Origin of the sequence: Roseibium alexandrii DFL-11 (genome assembly GCF_000158095.2) — a bacterium.
Taxonomy (GTDB): Bacteria; Pseudomonadota; Alphaproteobacteria; order Rhizobiales; family Stappiaceae; genus Roseibium; species Roseibium alexandrii.
Map to the genome: position 1 here is coordinate 1801964 of NZ_CM011002.1, position 18631 is coordinate 1820594.

Consider the following 18631-nt stretch of genomic DNA (forward strand, 5'->3'; position numbering starts at 1 on the left):
TAATGGAGAAGATCATGACAGTCGAACGAGGAATTCTTCTGGTGGTTGGTGCGCTCGTCCTGGCGACTGTGCTGCTGGCTGTTTACGTGAACATCAATTGGCTTTGGGTGACCGGCATTCTCGGTGTGCATTTGATGCAGGCCTCTTTCACCGGCTTTTGTCCGGTGGTCATGACCTTGAAGAAACTCGGTCTGCCGCAACGCCCCGGTTTTTCCTGACACTCACGTGCAATTTTGATTGCCAAGCTGCCCGTAGCCCACCGGGCAGACCTGGCCTCACCGGATTGCCCGAGCCCACACTTGGGCAATCCGGTCTTTGTTCTTCAAAAACACGTATCCAAGTCGACCGGCCGCGGCATGCCGACTTCCAATCATGGGCCTCGGTCTGTGTACATCGGCGGGCCAACGCCGATTAGCTTCCAATCATTGCCAGCTAAGAACCACCTTGCCCGCCTCGCCGGATTTCATCGCCGCAAAGCCTTTTTCAAAGTCATCGACACCAAACCGGTGCGTGATGACGTTGCGCACATCGAGGCCGTTCTGCAGCATCGCAATCATCTTATACCAGGTTTCGAAGATCTCTCGGCCGTAGACGCCCTTGATCGTGATCGCCTTGAACACAATCCGCGACCAGTCGACCGGTGACTTGCCCGGCGGAATACCAAGCAGCGCGATCCGCCCGCCCATAACGAGGTTTTCGACCATTTGGTCGAGCGCGATTTGATTGCCGGACATCTCCAGCCCAACGTCGAAACCTTCCTTCATGCCGAGCTTCTTCTCGATGCCCTTGAGATCTTCGCGCGCGACATTTACGGGTACGACATCTACAACGCGCGTTGCAAGATCAAGGCGGGCCTGGTTGACGTCGGTGATCACCACATTGCGGGCGCCGACATGGCGCGCGACGGCAGCTGCCATGATGCCAATCGGTCCTGCGCCGGTGATCAGCACGTCTTCGCCAACCAGATCAAAACTCAAGGCCGTGTGGACCGCATTGCCGAGAGGGTCGAGAATGGCGCCGATCTCGTCGTCGATCTCATCTGGCAGCGGCACCACATTGAACGCCGGCAGCCGCAAGTATTCAGCAAATGCGCCTTGCTCGTTGACCCCGATGCCCCGTGTCTCTGGGTCCAGATGAAACTTGCCTGACCGGGATTGTCGGGAATGTTTGCCGATCAGGTGCCCCTCCCCGGAACAACGCTGCCCGACTTCAAGATCGTCGACGTTGCGGCCAATTTCGACGATCTCACCTGCAAATTCGTGGCCGGTAATCATTGGAACCGGCACCGTTTTTGAAGCCCAATCGTCCCAGTTCCAGATGTGGATGTCAGTGCCGCATATACCGGTTTTGTTTATCTTGATCAGGACGTCGTCGGGCCCAATTTCCGGCACTGGAGCACGCGTCATCCAGAGCCCCTCCCGCGGCTCAGATTTTTCCAATGCCTTCATCTGATTGCTCATGACAACACTCCTGTGGTCTTGCCGGCTTTCGCAAAAGCGTCGAGCGCCCGGTCGAGATCTGCACGTGTCAGCGCCGCATTCATCTGAGTGCGGATGCGCGCCTGGCCGCGCGGGACAACAGGGAAGAAGAAACCGGAGACGTAAACCCCTTCCTCAAACAGGCTTGCCGCCATGGCCTGTGCCAGTTTGGCCTCTCCGAGCATGACAGGAATGATCGGGTGCTCACCGGGCAACAGCGTAAAGCCCAGAGCCTCCAGTCCCGCCCGCCAGTAGCGCGCGTTGTCAAAAAGGCTTTTCCGGAGCTCATGCCCCTCTTCCACCAGCCGGATGGCCTCAAGGCCGCTCATGACAATGGACGGCGGCAGACTGTTTGAAAAAAGATAAGGCCTTGCCCGCTGGCGCAACAGATCAATGACCGGCTGCGGTCCGGCGATATAGCCGCCGATGCCGCCGCCCAGCGCCTTGCCGAGCGTTCCGGTCAGGATATCGACATCCACGCCGAAATGTGCCGGCGTGCCCTCGCCTTTCGGTCCCATGAAGCCTGTGGCGTGGCAGTCATCGACCATCACGATCGCCTCGTATTGCTTGGCGAGCGCGGTGATCTCAGGCAGCTTGGCGAGATATCCATCCATGGAAAAGACGCCATCGGTCGCGATCATGATGTGACGGGCACCAGCCTCGCGGGCTTCCCGGAGCTTTGCCTCCAGATCCGTCATATCGGAATTCTGGTAACGGTAGCGCTTGGCCTTGCAAAGCCGGATGCCGTCAATGATCGAAGCGTGATTGAGCGCGTCCGATATAATCGCGTCTTCCGGACCGAGGAGCGGCTCAAACAAACCGCCGTTCGCGTCAAAACAGGCCGCGAAAAGAATGGCGTCGTCTTTAGCCAAAAACCTTGCCAGGCGCTGCTCCAGCTCGCGGTGAATGTCCTGCGTGCCGCAAATGAACCGCACCGAGGCCATGCCGAACCCTTTTGGATCCATGGCTTTTTTGGCCGCTTCGATCAGGGCCGGGTGATCGGCCAGCCCCAGATAGTTGTTGGCACACAGATTGATGACATCGCGCCCACCAACAGCGATATGTCCGCCTTGAGGTGATGTGATCAACCGCTCGCGCTTGTAGAGCCCTTCTGCCTCGATTTTTTTCAAGGTGGCGGAAATGTTTTCCAAGAACGCCTGCGACACGGCAACCTCCGATAATTTGGAATTTCATCCATAATAGCGGATTTTCACGTCTGGCGAAAGTGCAATTTCCATTATCACGGAGACGGCAACAGTTTCACGGATGCAATAGGCAGCCCGACAATGACTCAACCCTGCGGGTTATATCAGACTTACGAATCTACTTTTGGTTGATATTCTTAAACTGCACACTCGGCTCCATGAGCCGCATACCCATTGAATACAACCGGGAGGCAAATATGACAGCTTCATTTGCATCGGCCCTTGTCGGCAGTGACGGAAACCTGACTTCGTCTCAACACGTGGCCAGCTGCGACCACACCGGCACAGGCTCTTACATGGTGAACTATGACAGCGATTTTTCAGCTGTGACCGGGGCACAGGCCACAGTGTGGGGCGATGGCCTCACTGTTGGCCTAAATATCTTTGCGGAAAACACCTGCCAGGTGAACATTCAAGACGCAAACGGCAACCCAAAGGATGCCGGCTTTTCGTTTTTTGTCCCGGGAACAACCTGACGCCTCCCGGGACTTCGTGGCGCCCTGATCCATCCCCTGTTCAGGGGCCACACATTCTCAGTTTTCGACAGCGCCTCAAAACCGACTGAGAAGCTGCAGCCGCTGGATAGGCACTCTAGAAACGAACCACCATCAAAATAGCCCGGGCTGGCCCGTTGACCGCTTCGATCGTGTGCGCCACATCTGCCGCGTAACGCGCGGTATCGCCCTTTTCAATCATCCCCGTTGCAACGCCGGACATGACCTTCAACGTTCCCTCTTCGGCGATCAATTGCTCCCGGGTTCCCCGCTCATGGGGTTTGCTCTCCAGTTTGCCCCCATCTTTAAAAAAGAGTTCATAGACCTCGAACCGGCCCGCGTCCTGAGGCGCGGACAAGATCCGGATCTTGCAGCCATCTCCTGCCCGATCGAGCGCCGGGGTCTGGCTCACCTTCACAATTTCCACCCGATCCTCAACGGCCTCTTCTCCGAGCAGGCCGGCAAAGTCGACATTCAGCGCCCGTGTCAAGTTGAGCAGCGTCGCAACCGTGGGATTGGATTCGCCGCGTTCGATCTGACTGACCATCGACCGCGACACTCCGGAGAGCTTTTCAACCGCCTCAAGCGACAAGCCTTGGGCCCGGCGGGCTTTTTTCAACCGCTCCGGCAAACGGGAAAGAATATCTGAATCTGTCATGGCGGAATTAAAATCCGCTTGGCTAGAAAATGCAATTCTGAACCAGTGCCATTCCGCAATTATCGAAGCGGAAACGCCATCGTCGCATCCCAAACTTAGTAGGTCGCATTCAGAACATCTGTTGCACCGCCCTCTCTTCTAGCGTGCGGCAAAGACAACGCCCGGCTTTTTCCGGGAAACAAAACATGTCGAGGAAACAGCATGGCCAGTGATATCGAGATTGCACGCGCAGGCAAAATGAAGCCGATCCAGGAGATTGGTGACAGGTTGAACATTCCGGAAGAAGCGTTGCTGCCTTATGGCCGCACGAAGGCGAAGATCTCCGCAGACTTCATCGACGGGCTGAACGGCAAGAAAAACGGCAAGCTGATCCTGGTCACTGCAATCAACCCGACACCAGCCGGCGAAGGCAAGACCACGACAACCGTGGGTCTCGGAGATGGTCTCAACCGGATCGGCAAGAACGCCATGATCTGCCTGCGCGAGCCGTCCCTCGGTCCCTGCTTCGGCATGAAGGGTGGTGCAGCCGGCGGTGGCTATGCGCAAGTGGTGCCGATGGAGGACATCAACCTCCACTTCACCGGCGATTTCCATGCGATCACGTCCGCGCACAACCTTCTGGCCGCCCTTATCGAAAACCACATCTACTGGGGCAATGAACTCGGCATTGACCAGCGGCGGGTGGTTTGGCGCCGTGTGCTGGACATGAACGACCGGGCGCTCCGCGAGATCGTCTGTTCACTCGGCGGTGTTGCCAACGGCTTCCCGCGTGAAGGCGGTTTCGACATCACCGTTGCCTCCGAAATCATGGCGATTCTCTGCCTGGCGACCGACCTTGAAGATCTTCAGAAACGCCTGGGCGACATCATCGTTGCCTACCGCCGCGACCGCACCGCGATCACCGCGCGCGAACTGGAAGCCGACGGCGCGATGACCGTGCTCCTGAAAGAAGCCATCCAACCGAACCTCGTTCAGACCCTGGAAAACAATCCAGCCTTCATTCACGGCGGCCCATTTGCCAACATCGCCCATGGCTGTAATTCCGTCATGGCGACCCAGACGGCACTGAAACTTGCCGACTATGTCGTGACCGAAGCCGGTTTCGGCGCGGACCTTGGCGCCGAGAAATTCTTTGATATCAAATGCCGCAAGGCTGGTCTTTCGCCGGATGCGGTGGTGATTGTCGCGACCGTGCGTGCGCTGAAGATGAATGGCGGTGTCGCCAAGGAAGACCTTGGCGCGGAAAACATCGAGGCCGTCCAAAAGGGATGCGCCAACCTCGGACGTCACATCGAAAACATCAAGCAGTTTGGCGTCCCGGCCGTCGTCGCGATCAACCACTTCACCGCGGACACGGACGCAGAGGTTCAGGAGATCAAAAACTTCTGCGCGGATCTTGGTGTTGATGCCGTTCTGGCGTCCCACTGGGCCAAAGGCTCGGAAGGCACAGCGGAACTTGCCGAAAAAGTCGCGGCGCTTGCCGAAAGCGGTGCAGCTCAGTTCGCCCCGCTCTACGAAGACGACATGCCGCTCTTTGAAAAGATCGAGACGATTGCCAAGCGCATCTACCGCGCCGACGAGGTCCTGGCCGACAAGTCAATCCGGGATCAACTGCGCCGCTGGGAGGCAGACGGCTTCGGCAATCTGCCGGTCTGCATGGCCAAGACCCAGTATTCCTTCTCCACCGATCCGAACCTGCGCGGCGCGCCAACCGGCCATGGTGTGCCGATCCGCGAAGTCCGCCTCTCAGCCGGCGCCGGCTTCATCGTTGCGATCTGCGGGGAAATCATGACCATGCCGGGTCTGCCGCGCGTGCCGTCCGCAAATCATATCAAGCTGAACGACGAAGGCTTGATCGAGGGTCTGTTCTGATCTGTCCGGACCAGAACAGAAAACTTGAGGCGGGTCCGAATGGATCCGCCTTTTTCTTTTCAAGTCCGGGCAGTGCACCGTTTCGAACGATCAAACGCCCGCTGTCGCGAAAGCGACTTGCCGTGTCGCATTGATGATATCGGGCAATTCCCCTTAAGGCATAAGGTTTTTCAACGTTTACCGGCCACGATAGCCTTTTTGGAGCTGCCCAATGTCTGACGAAGACGACATCGACCTGTCGGCCCTGTCTGACGATGAACTCGTCGAGCAGATGCATGATGATCTTTATGATGGTCTGCAGGAAGAAATCCTGGATGCGGTGAACATCCTTTTGGAACGCGGCTGGGCACCATACGACATCCTGACCAAGGCGCTCGTTGAAGGTATGCGGATCGTCGGCGTCGACTTCCGCGATGGCATCTTGTTCGTGCCGGAAGTGCTCTTGTCCGCAAACGCCATGAAATCCGGCATGAGCATCCTGCGTCCGCTGCTCGCGGAAACGGGAGCCCCCAAAGTCGGCAAGATGGTTATCGGCACCGTCAAGGGCGATATTCACGACATCGGCAAGAACCTTGTCTCCATGATGATGGAGGGGGCCGGCTTTGAAGTGATCGACATCGGCATCAACAACCCGGTCGAAAACTATCTGGCGGCTTTGGAAGAACACCAGCCCGACATTCTCGGCATGTCCGCTCTTTTGACCACCACCATGCCTTACATGAAGGTCGTCATCGACGAGATGAAGGAAAAAGGTCTGCGGGACGACTATATCGTGCTCGTGGGCGGCGCGCCGCTCAACGAAGAGTTCGGACAAGCCGTTGGTGCAGATGGCTACTGCCGTGATGCAGCCGTTGCTGTTGAGATGGCGAAAGATCTGATTGCCCGGCGGCACAACCAGCTCTCCAACCGGGGCTGACGGAATATGTTCGAGGAGGCTCCCGACATGCAGGCGGGTGAGCCTCTTTTCCCGATCGGAACACAAGAGGACGCGAACGACAAGATCGGCCGCGTCCTTGTTATTGCTTGCGGAGCATTGGCGCGTGAGATCATCGCGATCCGCGACCTCAATCAGCTTGATCACATTGATCTGACCTGTCTGCCGGCACAGCTGCACAACACACCGGACAAGATCCCTGACGAAGTCCGGCGGGTCATTCTTCAGAACCGCGATATCTATTCCGACATCCTGGTTGCTTATGGCGATTGCGGCACCGGCGGTCTTCTGGACAAGGTTTTGGACGAAACCGGAACCCGCCGGATCGAAGGCGCGCATTGTTATGCGTTTTTTGCCGGACTTGTGGCGTTCGACCAATTCGAGGAAGACCAGCTTGGCAGCTTTTATCTGACCGACTTCCTCGCCCGGCACTTTCAGACAATGGTGATCGAACCCCTTGGCCTCGATTGGCACCCTCATCTGCGCGACATGTACTTTGCCCACTACACACGGGTTCTTTACCTGGCGCAAACAGATGACCCGGCCCTTGACGAGGCCGCAAGACGGGCGGCGGAACGTCTCCAGCTTCCACTTGAAATTGAACGCACCGGCTATGGATCGCTGGCACCGTTCCTGACGAAAGAACCTGCGATGCCTTCGCGCTGACATGCGGCACTGCACGGGTCGGTTTTTTACCGTGCAATGCCGCTATCAAGCGACTTGGATTGAGAGCTTTCCGGCAATCATGCTCGAAAGAGGAAGACGTTAAATGGCGCAAAAGACAATCGTTTACTGGCGGGACATCCCGGCGCAGATCCTGGTGAAAAAGGGCCGCAAATCCGCCCGCCGGGAGCTGCCCGCTGTCTTCATGGAAACGATCGATGCCTGCGCGATGCGTGTCGGCGCGAAAGACAGCGATGCCTATATGGCTGAATGGCGCCGGGCAGAGCCTGTCGATGTTTCCGACGACCTGGAACAGGAAGCTGACACCGCGCTTGAAGCGCTTGTTGCCGATTACCCGAAACAACGCCTGATGGACTTGATGGCGAATGGAGGCCTGGAAAATGACTGATAGCAGCCTTTTGGCAAACGGCCGCCTGCCCGCCTCGACCGAAATGTCGCCCAAACAGGTGGTCGAAAAGACAGAGCTTCTGGCAACAATTCCCGCCGGCAGCCAGGTCTATGTCACCGATCTCGGCAATGCGCCGGAAGACACGATCGTCGCTGCGGCCAAGACCCTGACCGACAAGGGCCTGATCGCCGTGCCGCACATGGCCGCGCGCCGTTATGCCAGCGCCGCGGACTTCGAGCGCCGCATCACCCGCCTGACCCAGGAAGCCGGGGTCAAGGAAGTGCTGGCGATTGCCGGAGAAGCCGACAAAGCTGGCCCCCTCACCTCATCTGTCGCCCTTCTCGAGACGGGCCTTTTCGACACGCTGGGCATTCAAAAGATTGCCGTTGCCGGTCACCCGGAAGGCGCACCGGACATCAAGCCGGACGTCATCAAATCGTTCTTGATGCGCAAGCATGAGCTTGCCGCCGAAAGCGATGCGGAGTTCCGGATCGTCACCCAGTTCGGTTTTGACCCGCATCAGGTCAGTGTCTGGCTCGACGAGATCCGCGGCTGGGGCAACCAGTTCCCGGTTCATATCGGCGTTGCAGGTCCGGCCAAGATGACCACGCTTTTGAAGTTTGCGGCCTTCGCAGGCGTCGAAAACTCTCTGAACTTCCTGAAAAAGCGCGGCGGCGCGGTTGTCTCCATGCTTGCAGGCTATGATCCGAACACCATGGTCGAGCCGCTTGAAGCCCGCATCACAAGCCAGCCGGACAGCCAGCTCGCCCAAATCCACGTTTATCCATTCGGCGGTGTCGCCAAAACAGCTGAGTGGCTCACCAGCCGCGGGAGCTGGTCCTTTCAAACTTCGTCAACATCTCTGACCGCCAACGAGAGCGCATAAATGACCAGAACAATTGTCGCCTCCGCCACCAAGGAAGTCGTGATCGGCTTTGACCAGCCGTTTTGCGTGATTGGAGAGCGCATCAACCCGACCGGCCGCAAGAAGCTGGCTGCTGAAATGGTTGAGGGCAATTTTGAGACCGTGAAAGCTGACGTTTTGGCCCAGGCCGCTGCTGGCGCCACCATGCTAGACGTCAATGCCGGTGTGACTGCGGTGAACCCGAACGAGACAGAGCCGCCGCTTCTGGTCAAAACACTCGAAATCGTTCAGGAACTGAGCGATCTGCCGATCTCCATCGATTCTTCGGTCACCGAGGCGATCAAGGCGGGCTTGGAAGTCACTAAGGGCCGTCCACTGGTCAATTCCGTGACCGGTGAAGAGGAAAAGCTGGAAGCAATCCTGCCGCTCATCAAGAAATATGACGTGCCGGTTGTTGCGATCTCCAACGATGAAACCGGTATCTCCGAAGACCCGGACGTGCGCTTCGAAGTTGCTAAGAAAATCGTCGAGCGTGCGGCGGACTATGGAATTCCTGCGCACGACATCGTTGTCGACCCGCTCGTCATGCCGATCGGCGCCATGGGCACGGCCGGGCAGCAGGTGTTTGCGCTGCTGCGCCGCCTCCGTGAAGAGCTGAAGGTGAACACCACCTGTGGCCTTTCCAACATTTCCTTCGGCCTCCCGCACCGCCACGGCATCAACGCCGGCTTCATTCCGATGGTCATCGGCGCCGGCATGACGTCCGCGATCATGAACCCGTGCCGCCCGCAGGAAATGGAAGCGGTTCGCGCCGCCAACGTTCTGAACGGCACCGATCCAAACTGTCAGGAATGGATCATGACTTACCGCGACCACAAGCCTGCAGCTGCCGCTGGCGCTGCTGCGGCCGCACCGGCAGAAGGGGCAGCGTCAGGCGGGCGCCGCCGTGGTGGCCGCGCTGCCCGGCGGGCTGGCTGATTGCCTGACTGCCCCGGCCGAACAGTTCAAGACCCGGGCGGCTTGCCGATCCCGGGTCTTGCCATGACCGCGCCAGATCACAGAAAAACTGAACCCGAAACCGCTTGGACCTAAATAGGACATGTCAGAGAGCAGCGCGAAACTCGCAAAAGTCGTTTTCCAGCCCAAGTGGCCGGCGTGGCACGTTTGAAGTTGGAACACCGCTTCTTGATGCCGCGCGATCTCTTGGTGTTTATGTGGAATCGGTCTGCGGCGGGCGCGGCATTTGCGGGCGCTTGCAGATCTCCGTGTCCGAAAGCACCTTCGCCAAGGAAAACTGACGAGCGCCGCGACAACTTGGAGGTGCGACAGAAGCGGAGACCCGCTACGCCACCTGCGCAAATCTGCCCGAAGACCGTCGCCTCTCCTGTCAGGCAAAAATCCTGGGCGACCTCGTGGTCGACATTCCAACCGATGCCCAGACCAACCGGCAGGTTGTGCGCAAACGGGCAGAGGCGAAAACGATTGAGCCGGACAGCGCGATTACGCTGGTGACCGTTTCCATCGATGAACCGGACATGGAAACCCCGCGCGGTGACATTGACCGCCTGCGCGAGGCCCTTGCCAAAGAGGCCGGCATTGAGACGCTCGCGACCGATCCTGTCTTGCTACCAAGGGTTCAGACCATCTTGCGAAAAGGACACTGGACGGTCACCGCGGCCATCCACACTGACATTTCGAGCGTCCCAATAATGGTGGCGCTCTGGCCGGGAGAAAAACAGGCCGTCTATGGCCTGGCCGTTGACATTGGCTCGACCACCATTGCCGCGCATCTCTGCAATCTTCAGAACGGGCGCACAGTCTCCTCCGCCGGCACCTCGAACCCACAGATCCGCTTCGGTGAAGACCTGATGTCGCGGGTCTCATACGTTCAGATGAACCCGGCGAAACTGCCGAATCTCGTCAAGGCCGTGCGCGAAGCGATCAATGCCCTTGTCGGCAAGCTGGTCGGCGATGTCGGCGCAGAACGCGCCGATGTGCTGGACGCCACCTTTGTCGGCAATCCGGTCATGCATCATCTTTTTCTCGGTATCGATCCGGTAGAACTCGGCGGCGCGCCGTTTGCGCTGGCGGCGTCCGACGCCATGATTTTGACCGCCCGTGATCTTGACCTTGATCTCAACCCGGGCGCCCGGGTCTACATGCTTCCGTGTATCGCCGGCCATGTTGGGGCGGATGCCGCCGCGGCTACGCTCTCCGAAAGCCCCTATTCGCTGGACGAGACAACGCTGCTCGTCGATGTCGGAACCAACGCCGAAATCGTGCTTGGCAACAAGAACCGCCTTCTGGCCGCCTCCTCCCCGACCGGTCCGGCGTTTGAGGGCGCGGAAATTTCCTCCGGCCAACGGGCAGCACCCGGAGCCATCGAGCGCATCCGCATCGACAAGGACACGCTGGAGCCCCGTTTCAAGGTGATCGGCGTCGACGAATGGTCGGATGAAGAGGGCTTTTCCGAGAAGATCGACAGCGTCGGTGTGACCGGCATTTGCGGCTCCGGCATCATCGAGGCAGTTGCGGAAATGTATCTCGCCGGCCTCATCACCGAAGACGGCGTGATCGACGGCTCCATGGCGGCAAAAACGCACCGGGTTCGGTCTGAGGGCCGCACGTTCTCTTATGTCATTGCCGAAGACGGCATTGAGATCTCTATCCTGCAAACCGACATCCGCGCCATTCAACTCGCCAAGGGTGCGCTTTATGCCGGCATCAAACTGCTTCAGGACAAACTTGGCACTGATCACATCGACCGGATCCGTTTCGCAGGCGCCTTTGGCAGTTACATTGAACCCAAATACGCCATGATCCTGGGCCTCATCCCGGATTGCGCGCTCGACGGTGTTTCCGGCGTCGGCAACGCGGCAGGCACGGGCGCGCGCATGGCACTCCTCAATCGCGGCTACCGCCGGGAGATTGAGGAAACCGTCCACAAGATCGAGAAGATCGAGACCGCTCTGGAGCCGAAGTTCCAGGAGCACTTCGTCAACGCCATGGCCCTGCCAAACAAGGTCGATCCATTCATTAACCTGCGCGCCGCAGTCGAATTGCCCGAACCCAAGACACCGGTTGAAGCGGAAGGCACAGGCGACGGCCGCAGGCGGCGGAGGCGACGGGGTTAGTCTGTTTTGTCCCAGTGAAATAGCCCATGACCCTACCCACGCATCTTTGTATGACCGGGATCATAGGGTGACGGAGCGATGATCTCGGCACTGACCCTGTCTCCGAGAAGGTCAAGATCAAGCACCGATCCTTCTCCAGAAAGCGCAGTGTCGACAAACGCATAGGCGAGATTCAGGCGGCTGCGATGGCCCCAGTCGCCGGAAGTGACCGTCCCCACGACGGTACCGTCCTGCATAAGCGAGGCCCCGCCATATGCTGGCGCGTGGGTCGCGTCAATTTTCAGGGTCACAAGTTTCTTCCTCGGCCCGTCATTTTGGCGCTGTATCAAGGCGTCCTTGCCGACAAAGTCGGGTTTGTCTAGCTTCACAAAGCGATCCAACCCGGTTTCAAAAGGATCGAATTCGCTGATCAGATCCGCCTTCCAGTGCAAGAACCCTTTTTCCATGCGCATGGATTCCACCGCTCTTGCGCCGAACAGTCTCAGATCATGCGCCTTTCCAGCATCCCTTAGCGCCAGATAGGCAGCATAGAGTGATGCATTCGGGACATGGATCTCATAAGCGAGCTCGCCGGAAAAGCTTACCCGCATTACGGTTGCCGGAGCATACCCGATGAAGGTTTCGCGCACAGACAACCAGGGGAACCCTTCTTTCGACCAGTCGCCCCTGCTGGCCGATTGCAGAACCGCCCGCGCCTTTGGTCCTGCCAGAACCAGAATGGTTTGGTCGTTGGTTAGGCTCTTGATCTCAACATCTTTATCCTGACGCAAATGGGAGTTTAGCCAATCCATATCGTGGTATTCGGAGGCTGCTGCCGACCCATACCAGACACGTGCCGGTCCTCGATCCGAAGCAGGAATGTTTGCAATGGTTGCCTCGGCCTTGACCATGCCATGCCGATTGAGCAGGTACCCAAGACCGACCCGACCTTTCCGTTTCGTGACGGTGCCGCAGAACAAACCATCGAGAAATGCGTGCCGGTCGGAACCGGTAATCTCAATCCGGTTAAAGCCATTGACTTCGCAGAGGCCCACATGTGCCTGAATGTGTTGCACCTCGCTTGCGACCACATCGAAAGCCTCATCGAAATGAAACCCGAGCGTTGGATGAAACCCTGGTGTCGGTTTGATGTAATCCACGCGTTCCCAACCGTTCACCACTGTAAATTCTGCACCTTCCGCAGCCATGATTGGTGTCAGCGGCGTTGTCTTGGCGGACCGCCCCGCTGGGCGATGTTCGTGAGGGAAATGAAACCGGAACTCGTTCTGGTAGTCTTCTATGGCTTTCAGTGCGGTGAGCTCGACATTGGCGTGGCCGGTAAAACGGCGAGGATCAAGACACCATGTGTCGTAGCACGCCTCGCCGTGAACGATTTGCTGCGCCAGCAGCCAACCGTGTCCCCCTCCCTCACCCAAGCCGGCCCTAAGCCCGATGATACAAAAAGCATTGCGTTTGCCCGGGATCGGTCCGACCAACGGTGCGCCATCAATCGTATAGGTGATAGGACCGTTGATGACGGTGTGAATTCCAGTGTCCATCAATGCAGGCATGCGGGCAAAAGCACCCTCAAGGACGTCGGTTACCCGATCCAGATCATCCGGACAGAGCGCGTTGACAAAATGCGGATCGATCCCGTCCATACCCCACGTCTTGCAATCTTGCTCGTAAAAGCCGACCAGCAAACCGTTCTTTTCCTGACGGCAGTAGTAATCGCTGATCGGGCAGCGGAGCAACGGCATCCGGTGCCCCGCCTCCTTTATCGCCTGTATTTCCTCCGTCAGAAAGTATTGGTGCTCCATCGAGGCGACGGGATGATGAACCCCCATCATTGCCCCGATTTCATTCACCCGGTATCCACCTGCGTTCACGACAATGTCGCACTCGATGTCTCCATGCTCGGTATGAACCGTCCAGGTGTCATCCTTGTGCTGCGTCAAGCCCGTGACTGGCGAGTTGCGATAGATGGCCGCCCCGGCCTTGCGGGCACGGCGGGCCAGCGCCTGACACAGCTGTGCCGGATCGATGTCGCCGTCGAGCGGATCCCAAAGACCGCCAAGCAGATTGTCTGTTGAAATCAAGGGATGGCGGCGGGCGCACTCCTGCGCATCAATTACTTCGAAGTCGACATCCATGCCGCGTGCCATTGACGCAAAGTGCCGGTAGCCCTGCATCTGGGCTTCGGTGTTGGCAAGTCGAATGCCACCATCTGCATGGTGATAGTTGATCGGGTAATCTGGATCTTCTGCCAGCTCCTTGTAGAGCCGGATAGAATGGCTCTTCAAACCGACCATGGTTTGATTCATGCCGAAGTTGGTTACTTGGGCTGCAGAATGCCACGTCGTCCCGGACGTGAGTTCATTGCGTTCGACCAATACGACATCTGTCCACCCCTCCTGAGTAAGATGATAGATCGTCGAACAACCGGCGATACCTCCACCGATCACAACCACATGCGTACGCGTTTTCATGGAACACCTCCGACATCCCCTCTCTCCGGGGTGCCGCAGTTTGAACAAAGTGGCAATGTAGCGGACTGCACTTTTTAAAATATCAAAATTGGACTTCGAAAAACTCGTAGATACGAAATACTGACCGAGGCATTCCGGTCAATCAGCACCCGTGACCAGACAAAATCGGTCCTCAAGCCAAGCGTTGCTTTGATGCATGGGGGTCAGCGCATGGCGCGTCAGCAGCTTGCGGAGTTTCTGATCGATGAGACCACGCACAGATCCAGCGCAATCTGGTGTGGTGATGAGAGACAGCGTCCGCGCAAAGCTTTTTCCGGGAAACTGGTGCATGCGAAGCTTTGAATGAAACCGGCGTGCCCTGGAGAACAGCAAAGGTGTTGTTATGGTCCATCCAGCACCTGCCGCCACCATTGCCATGAGGGTCTGGTTGTTGCCGCATTCGAAACGGTCGGGCATCTCCACTCCCAACCGGCGCAATTGTGCTTCGATCTGCCGAGCTATGAGCAGGTCACTGGTAAACTGCAGAAAAGGCAGAACCGATTTACCGGCCATAACATCTGCTGTCTCCTCAGTCCGCCCTTCTGGCAGCACCACCACAAATGGATCCCGGAGCAAAGGGGTGTCCTGCAGGTTATTCACCCCCTCTGGCGGCATGGTCGCTATCCCGATGTCCAACTGGCGGTCACGCAGCATGTCAAGAAGTTCGCGGCTGGATCCGGACCGGAAAACGAAATTGCACTGAGGCATTTTTTTGGAAAGGTAAACCGCAAGGTCAGGTGTAATATCGCTATCCATGTCGGCAATACTGCCGAACCTGAGATAACTGGTTTCCGTGACATTCCCGGCACTCGCTTCCGCCGTCGCCTTCCGGATGGACCCGAGGGCGACGTCGATTTCTTTCAAGAACATCTGCCCCTTGGGCGTCAGCATCATAGGGCGGCGGGCATGATCGAACAGCTCTACGCCAAGATGTTCTTCAAGGCTGCGCAGGTGGTGCGAAACAGTACTGATGGACAAGCCCGTTTCATCAGCGGTTGCCTGAACCGACGACTTGCGGGCGCAGATCTGAAAGAGTTCCAGAGCTTTCAAGGTAAGGTCTTTGCGGGCAGATGAACGTGGCATGCGGTTAATCAACTCAAGAGACGTGAGAAACAGGCTGAACTTCGATCAACTCGAAACAAAAGTCCAACAAGTTCGAACTTAATTAAAACTCACCTAAATCATGGCGCCATCGAAACCCGGCTCTTCATCGCGTCTAGTTTGGGGGAAGAGCATTCGCGCCCTTCCCAAATCACCAACCAACCGTCATGGTGCGGCATGAGCAAGATGTTTGAAGAACTGGATTATGCCCCGACACCGATCGGGGCCGTGTCTCTCCGCCGCCGGCATCTTCTGGCGCTGAAAACCGACGTCTTCGAAATTCTTCTTGGAGAAGAGCACCTGATGTCAAGCCTGTTCACCGCCTCCGAGGTGGCGCTGGCGGATCTCGGTTTGGATGCTCTGTCAGGCGATGGGTTGGAGGTGTTGGTCGGCGGGCTCGGCCTTGGATACACCGCACAGTCGGTTTTGGCCCATGACACTGTCTCCAGCCTCACCGTCGTCGATCTTCTGGAGCCGGTCATCCGCTGGCACCAGGAGGGTCTTGTCCCGATGCAAACCGAACTGGTGGATGATCCGCGCTGCCAGTTGGTCGAGGGCGACTTCTTTGCCCTTTCAGCCTCTGAAGATGGTTTCGATGCCAGTCGTCCGAAGCGCCAATACGATGCCATTTTGATCGACATTGACCACACGCCCGAGCGGTTGCTGCATTCAGGGTCCAAGGGCTTCTACACCCAGGAAGGCTTCACTGCTGTGCAACGCTTTCTGAAACCCGGTGGTGTCGTTGGCCTCTGGTCGGACGAAGCTCCGGATGCTGCCATCACCGCCAAACTTGCAGAAGCCTTTGATGAGGCATGGGCGGAGCCGGTGGTGTTCGAAAACCCGCTTCAGGACGGGCGCGAAGTGACGCAATCCGTATACCTCGGGCGGAAGGCACACAGCTGATAACGATCGGTGAGAAAGGCCGCCACCTTTCGGGAGGGCTAAGGCGCGCCGCTACCCTTTTGTTTTCAGAATCAGTACTGTGGCGGGCATGATCAGACAAATCGTTCCCATTACGGCGCTCTTGTTCGGCTCCGCGCTTTTGCTCTTTGCCGGCGGCATTCACGGCCTCATCCTGCCGGTTCGCGGAGCTGCGGAGGGATTTTCCGCAAGTTCGCTAGGCCTTTTGGGAACCGGTTGGGCGATCGGCTATGTGCTCGGGTGCATCTTCGTTCCCCGGCTGGTGGGGGCCGTCGGTCATATCCGAACATTTGGTGTGATGTGCGCCTTTGCCGCCGTCTCGATGCTGTTGCAGGCGCTCCTGGTCGAGGCCTGGGCGTGGATCCCGATCCGGGCCGTCTCCGGGTTCTGCTTTGCTGGGGCTGCGATGATCGTGGAATCCTGGCTCAACGACAAGTCCGAGGCCAACACACGCGGCACCATTTTCGGTGTCTACACGATGGTCAATCTCGGAGCTTTAACAGCCGGGCAGATGGTCATCTCGCTTGGCGACACGATGAGCTTCCTGTTCTTTGCGATTGGCGCCATTGTCTATTGCCTGGCTCTTGTGCCAACCGCGTTGTCGACGTCCGCCTCGCCGGCCCCGCTGACTTCGGTGCAGCTCAATATACGCGTCCTTTGGAACAATTCTCCGGTGGCCGTGGCGGCCGTGTTTCTCGTCGGGATCTCCAACGCCGCCTTCGGGACGCTGGCTGCCGTCTATGCCGGGCGGGTGGGTCTTGAACTGACGTCGATTGCGCTTTTTGCCAGCATCCCGGTCCTTGCAGGCGCCGTCGCCCAGATACCGATCGGATATTTGAGCGACCGCATGGACCGCCGCATCGTTTTGGCCGTTGTGGCCGCTGTCGCACTTGCTGCCGATATCGCCTTCGTGGTGCTGCTCCCAGACAGCCAGCTCACGAACCTTTTGCTGGTTGCCGTGTTCGGCGCGGCGATTTTTGCGATGTACCCTGTGATCGTTGCCCATGCCAACGACCATGCACCTCCGGGAACATCCATTCAGGTGTCGGGCGGGCTTTTGATGATGTTCGGCACCGGCTCCATTATCGGACCGCTGATTGCCGGTGTCATGATGACAAGCATCGGCCCGCAAGGCCTGTTCATCACGACCATCGGCGCTCACGTCGTCATGATTGCCTTCACGCTTTGGCGCATGACCCGGCGGGCGGCGGTTGCCGAAGAAGACAAGGGCGCGTTTCAGGTCAGCGCCCCTGCCCGTATGGTCACACCAGAAACCGCAACACTTGCGGCCGGCGAGGACGAAGCTTTACCGCTGGAAGACGCCGATGTGGGAATGCCCCCTTCAGACGACAAACAGGTCTAGCGGCCTACCCTTTGTTCAGGACGGCCAAAGGGCATAAAGGTAGACAAGATATCCGCCAAGCAGCACTGCGCCCTCGCGCCGGCCGATCCGTAGGCCGGTTGCTGCGAAAATCACGAAGATCACCGAAACGCCAATCATGACCGGATTGTCGAAGCTGATGATCTGGGACGGAACTTCACTCGGAGCGATCAGAGCCGTTGCACCACCGATCCCCAGAATATTGTAGATGTTCGACCCGATGATGTTGCCGAACGCAACGTCTGTCTGACGTTTCAGGCCGGCAACGACTGATGTCACCAGTTCCGGCATGGAGGTGCCGATCGCGACGATCGTCAGGCCAATAACTGTTTCCGAAATTCCAAAACCGCGCGCCAGGCTGACAGCGCCCTCCACCAGGAACTTGCCGCCCAACACCACCAGCGCCAAACCGCCCAGCGCGAGCAGCAGCGCGGCCACCACACCGCCTTTCGGCTGGGCTGGAATGTCCAAAACCGGATCCGTCTCGATCAACGCCGTACTTTTTCCATGCACTGCGCCACGGTTTTCCTGAACGGCTGCCCGCTCCTGCCGGATGGCCATGTAAATGTAGGTACATAGAGCTGCAAGGAAGACCCCGCCGACCAGCCGATTGGCATCCATCACGGTGACAACGCCCGCAAAGACCAAGCTAACGGCCAGCATCACCGCAGCATCGCGTTTCAGCGCCGTGGACGACACGGCGATCGGAAACAACAGCGCCGCGACACCACCGATCAGCAAGATGTTGGCAATGTTCGATCCGACAACATTGCCATAAGCAATGCCAGGTGCACCCACAAGTGCGGCATGCACAGAGGTAACAAGTTCCGGCGTCGAGGTGCCGAACCCGACCAGGGTCAAGCCGATCACGAGCGGCGACACCCCCAGATGCGTCGCGGCATTTACAGCCCCGCGCACCAAGAACTCTCCACCTATGATCAAAAGAAATAAACCGCCGATCAGCGGCACCGCTATTTCAAACACCTGGAGCTCCATGCCCCCGAGAAGA

16 protein-coding genes and 1 pseudogene are annotated in these 18631 nt (G+C 58.0%); 11 read left to right on the forward strand and 6 right to left on the reverse strand.

The genetic code is table 11. From position 1 onward, the window contains the following. The first annotated feature begins 14 nt into the window (after positions 1-14). Positions 15-218: a YgaP family membrane protein gene (locus tag SADFL11_RS08300; RefSeq protein ID WP_040453271.1), complete on the forward strand. Its 204-nt coding sequence runs from the start codon at positions 15-17 to the stop codon at positions 216-218. 204 nt (positions 219-422) lie between these two features. Here the strand turns inward: SADFL11_RS08300 and tdh are convergent, their stop codons facing one another. Both tdh and SADFL11_RS08310 read right to left on the reverse strand, forming a co-directional pair. Beyond that, on the reverse strand, positions 423-1460 hold the full coding sequence (gene tdh / locus SADFL11_RS08305) for an L-threonine 3-dehydrogenase (RefSeq protein WP_040451821.1): 1038 nt from the start codon (positions 1458-1460) through the stop codon (positions 423-425). Continuing rightward, positions 1457-2644, reverse strand: a complete 1188-nt coding sequence (locus SADFL11_RS08310; RefSeq protein ID WP_008190767.1) for a glycine C-acetyltransferase — start codon at positions 2642-2644, stop codon at positions 1457-1459. Before SADFL11_RS08310 ends, tdh begins: the two co-directional genes overlap by 4 nt. 236 nt (positions 2645-2880) lie before the next feature. On the opposite strand from SADFL11_RS08310, the gene SADFL11_RS08315 reads away from it, so the two are divergent. Beyond that, a complete protein-coding gene (locus tag SADFL11_RS08315; protein ID WP_081450644.1) occupies positions 2881-3159 on the forward strand; it encodes a hypothetical protein in 279 nt (92 codons plus the stop codon). A 115-nt stretch (positions 3160-3274) separates the two neighbouring features. On the opposite strand, the gene SADFL11_RS08320 is transcribed toward SADFL11_RS08315, so the two are convergent. Further along, positions 3275-3835 (reverse strand): helix-turn-helix domain-containing protein, encoded by a 561-nt coding sequence (locus tag SADFL11_RS08320; protein ID WP_008189720.1) that lies wholly within the window; start codon positions 3833-3835, stop codon positions 3275-3277. A gap of 201 nt (positions 3836-4036) precedes the next feature. Between SADFL11_RS08320 and SADFL11_RS08325 the strand changes: the two genes are divergently transcribed. The 7 genes and pseudogenes from SADFL11_RS08325 to SADFL11_RS08355 all read left to right on the forward strand — a co-directional run bounded on the left by SADFL11_RS08325 (position 4037) and on the right by SADFL11_RS08355 (position 11712). Beyond that, positions 4037-5707: a formate--tetrahydrofolate ligase gene (locus tag SADFL11_RS08325; RefSeq protein WP_040451819.1), complete on the forward strand. Its 1671-nt coding sequence runs from the start codon at positions 4037-4039 to the stop codon at positions 5705-5707. 211 nt (positions 5708-5918) lie between these two features. After that, entirely contained in the window at positions 5919-6623 is a 705-nt protein-coding gene (locus SADFL11_RS08330; protein ID WP_008193275.1) for a corrinoid protein, read from the forward strand. Between the two features lie 6 nt (positions 6624-6629). Next, entirely contained in the window at positions 6630-7307 is a 678-nt protein-coding gene (locus tag SADFL11_RS08335) for a DUF1638 domain-containing protein (protein WP_008189173.1), read from the forward strand. A 103-nt stretch (positions 7308-7410) separates the two neighbouring features. After that, complete coding sequence (locus SADFL11_RS08340; protein WP_040451817.1) at positions 7411-7713, forward strand: virulence factor; 303 nt, start codon at positions 7411-7413, stop codon at positions 7711-7713. After that, on the forward strand, positions 7706-8599 hold the full coding sequence (locus tag SADFL11_RS08345; RefSeq protein ID WP_040451816.1) for a methylenetetrahydrofolate reductase: 894 nt from the start codon (positions 7706-7708) through the stop codon (positions 8597-8599). The genes SADFL11_RS08340 and SADFL11_RS08345 overlap by 8 nt, the downstream gene beginning before the upstream one ends. After that, on the forward strand, positions 8600-9556 hold the full coding sequence (locus SADFL11_RS08350) for a methyltetrahydrofolate cobalamin methyltransferase (protein ID WP_008189177.1): 957 nt from the start codon (positions 8600-8602) through the stop codon (positions 9554-9556). A 121-nt stretch (positions 9557-9677) separates the two neighbouring features. Continuing rightward, positions 9678-11712 (forward strand): annotated as a pseudogene (locus SADFL11_RS08355) (ASKHA domain-containing protein). A 32-nt stretch (positions 11713-11744) separates the two neighbouring features. Here the strand turns inward: SADFL11_RS08355 and SADFL11_RS08360 are convergent. Both SADFL11_RS08360 and SADFL11_RS08365 read right to left on the reverse strand, forming a co-directional pair. Next, complete coding sequence (locus tag SADFL11_RS08360) at positions 11745-14180, reverse strand: GcvT family protein (protein WP_008188989.1); 2436 nt, start codon at positions 14178-14180, stop codon at positions 11745-11747. A gap of 138 nt (positions 14181-14318) precedes the next feature. Continuing rightward, complete coding sequence (locus SADFL11_RS08365; protein WP_008193787.1) at positions 14319-15302, reverse strand: LysR family transcriptional regulator; 984 nt, start codon at positions 15300-15302, stop codon at positions 14319-14321. 195 nt (positions 15303-15497) lie between these two features. Here SADFL11_RS08365 and SADFL11_RS08370 point away from each other — a divergent pair, with 195 nt between their 5' ends. After that, on the forward strand, positions 15498-16223 hold the full coding sequence (locus SADFL11_RS08370; RefSeq protein ID WP_008195015.1) for a spermidine synthase: 726 nt from the start codon (positions 15498-15500) through the stop codon (positions 16221-16223). 88 nt (positions 16224-16311) lie between these two features. Next, positions 16312-17604 carry an MFS transporter gene (locus SADFL11_RS08375; RefSeq protein ID WP_040451814.1) on the forward strand — a complete coding sequence of 431 codons (1293 nt, stop codon included), beginning with the start codon at positions 16312-16314 and terminating at the stop codon, positions 17602-17604. 15 nt (positions 17605-17619) lie between these two features. Here the strand turns inward: SADFL11_RS08375 and SADFL11_RS08380 are convergent, their stop codons facing one another. Then, positions 17620-18606, reverse strand: a complete 987-nt coding sequence (locus SADFL11_RS08380; protein ID WP_040453267.1) for a calcium/sodium antiporter — start codon at positions 18604-18606, stop codon at positions 17620-17622. Between the last annotated feature and the right edge of the window lie 25 nt (positions 18607-18631).

Bases quoted from the DNA above. Each gene is read 5' to 3' on its own strand.
- SADFL11_RS08330 (WP_008193275.1), top strand. From the start codon at position 5,919: ATGTCTGACGAAGACGACATCGACCTGTCGGCCCTGTCTGACGATGAA.
- SADFL11_RS08325 (WP_040451819.1), top strand. From the start codon at position 4,037: ATGGCCAGTGATATCGAGATTGCACGCGCAGGCAAAATGAAGCCGATC.
- SADFL11_RS08350 (WP_008189177.1), top strand. From the start codon at position 8,600: ATGACCAGAACAATTGTCGCCTCCGCCACCAAGGAAGTCGTGATCGGC.
- SADFL11_RS08360 (WP_008188989.1), bottom strand. From the start codon at position 14,180: ATGAAAACGCGTACGCATGTGGTTGTGATCGGTGGAGGTATCGCCGGT.
- SADFL11_RS08300 (WP_040453271.1), top strand. From the start codon at position 15: ATGACAGTCGAACGAGGAATTCTTCTGGTGGTTGGTGCGCTCGTCCTG.
- SADFL11_RS08315 (WP_081450644.1), top strand. From the start codon at position 2,881: ATGACAGCTTCATTTGCATCGGCCCTTGTCGGCAGTGACGGAAACCTG.
- SADFL11_RS08335 (WP_008189173.1), top strand. From the start codon at position 6,630: ATGTTCGAGGAGGCTCCCGACATGCAGGCGGGTGAGCCTCTTTTCCCG.
- tdh (WP_040451821.1), bottom strand. From the start codon at position 1,460: ATGAGCAATCAGATGAAGGCATTGGAAAAATCTGAGCCGCGGGAGGGG.
- SADFL11_RS08340 (WP_040451817.1), top strand. From the start codon at position 7,411: ATGGCGCAAAAGACAATCGTTTACTGGCGGGACATCCCGGCGCAGATC.
- SADFL11_RS08345 (WP_040451816.1), top strand. From the start codon at position 7,706: ATGACTGATAGCAGCCTTTTGGCAAACGGCCGCCTGCCCGCCTCGACC.
- SADFL11_RS08365 (WP_008193787.1), bottom strand. From the start codon at position 15,302: ATGCCACGTTCATCTGCCCGCAAAGACCTTACCTTGAAAGCTCTGGAA.
- SADFL11_RS08320 (WP_008189720.1), bottom strand. From the start codon at position 3,835: ATGACAGATTCAGATATTCTTTCCCGTTTGCCGGAGCGGTTGAAAAAA.
- SADFL11_RS08370 (WP_008195015.1), top strand. From the start codon at position 15,498: ATGAGCAAGATGTTTGAAGAACTGGATTATGCCCCGACACCGATCGGG.
- SADFL11_RS08375 (WP_040451814.1), top strand. From the start codon at position 16,312: ATGATCAGACAAATCGTTCCCATTACGGCGCTCTTGTTCGGCTCCGCG.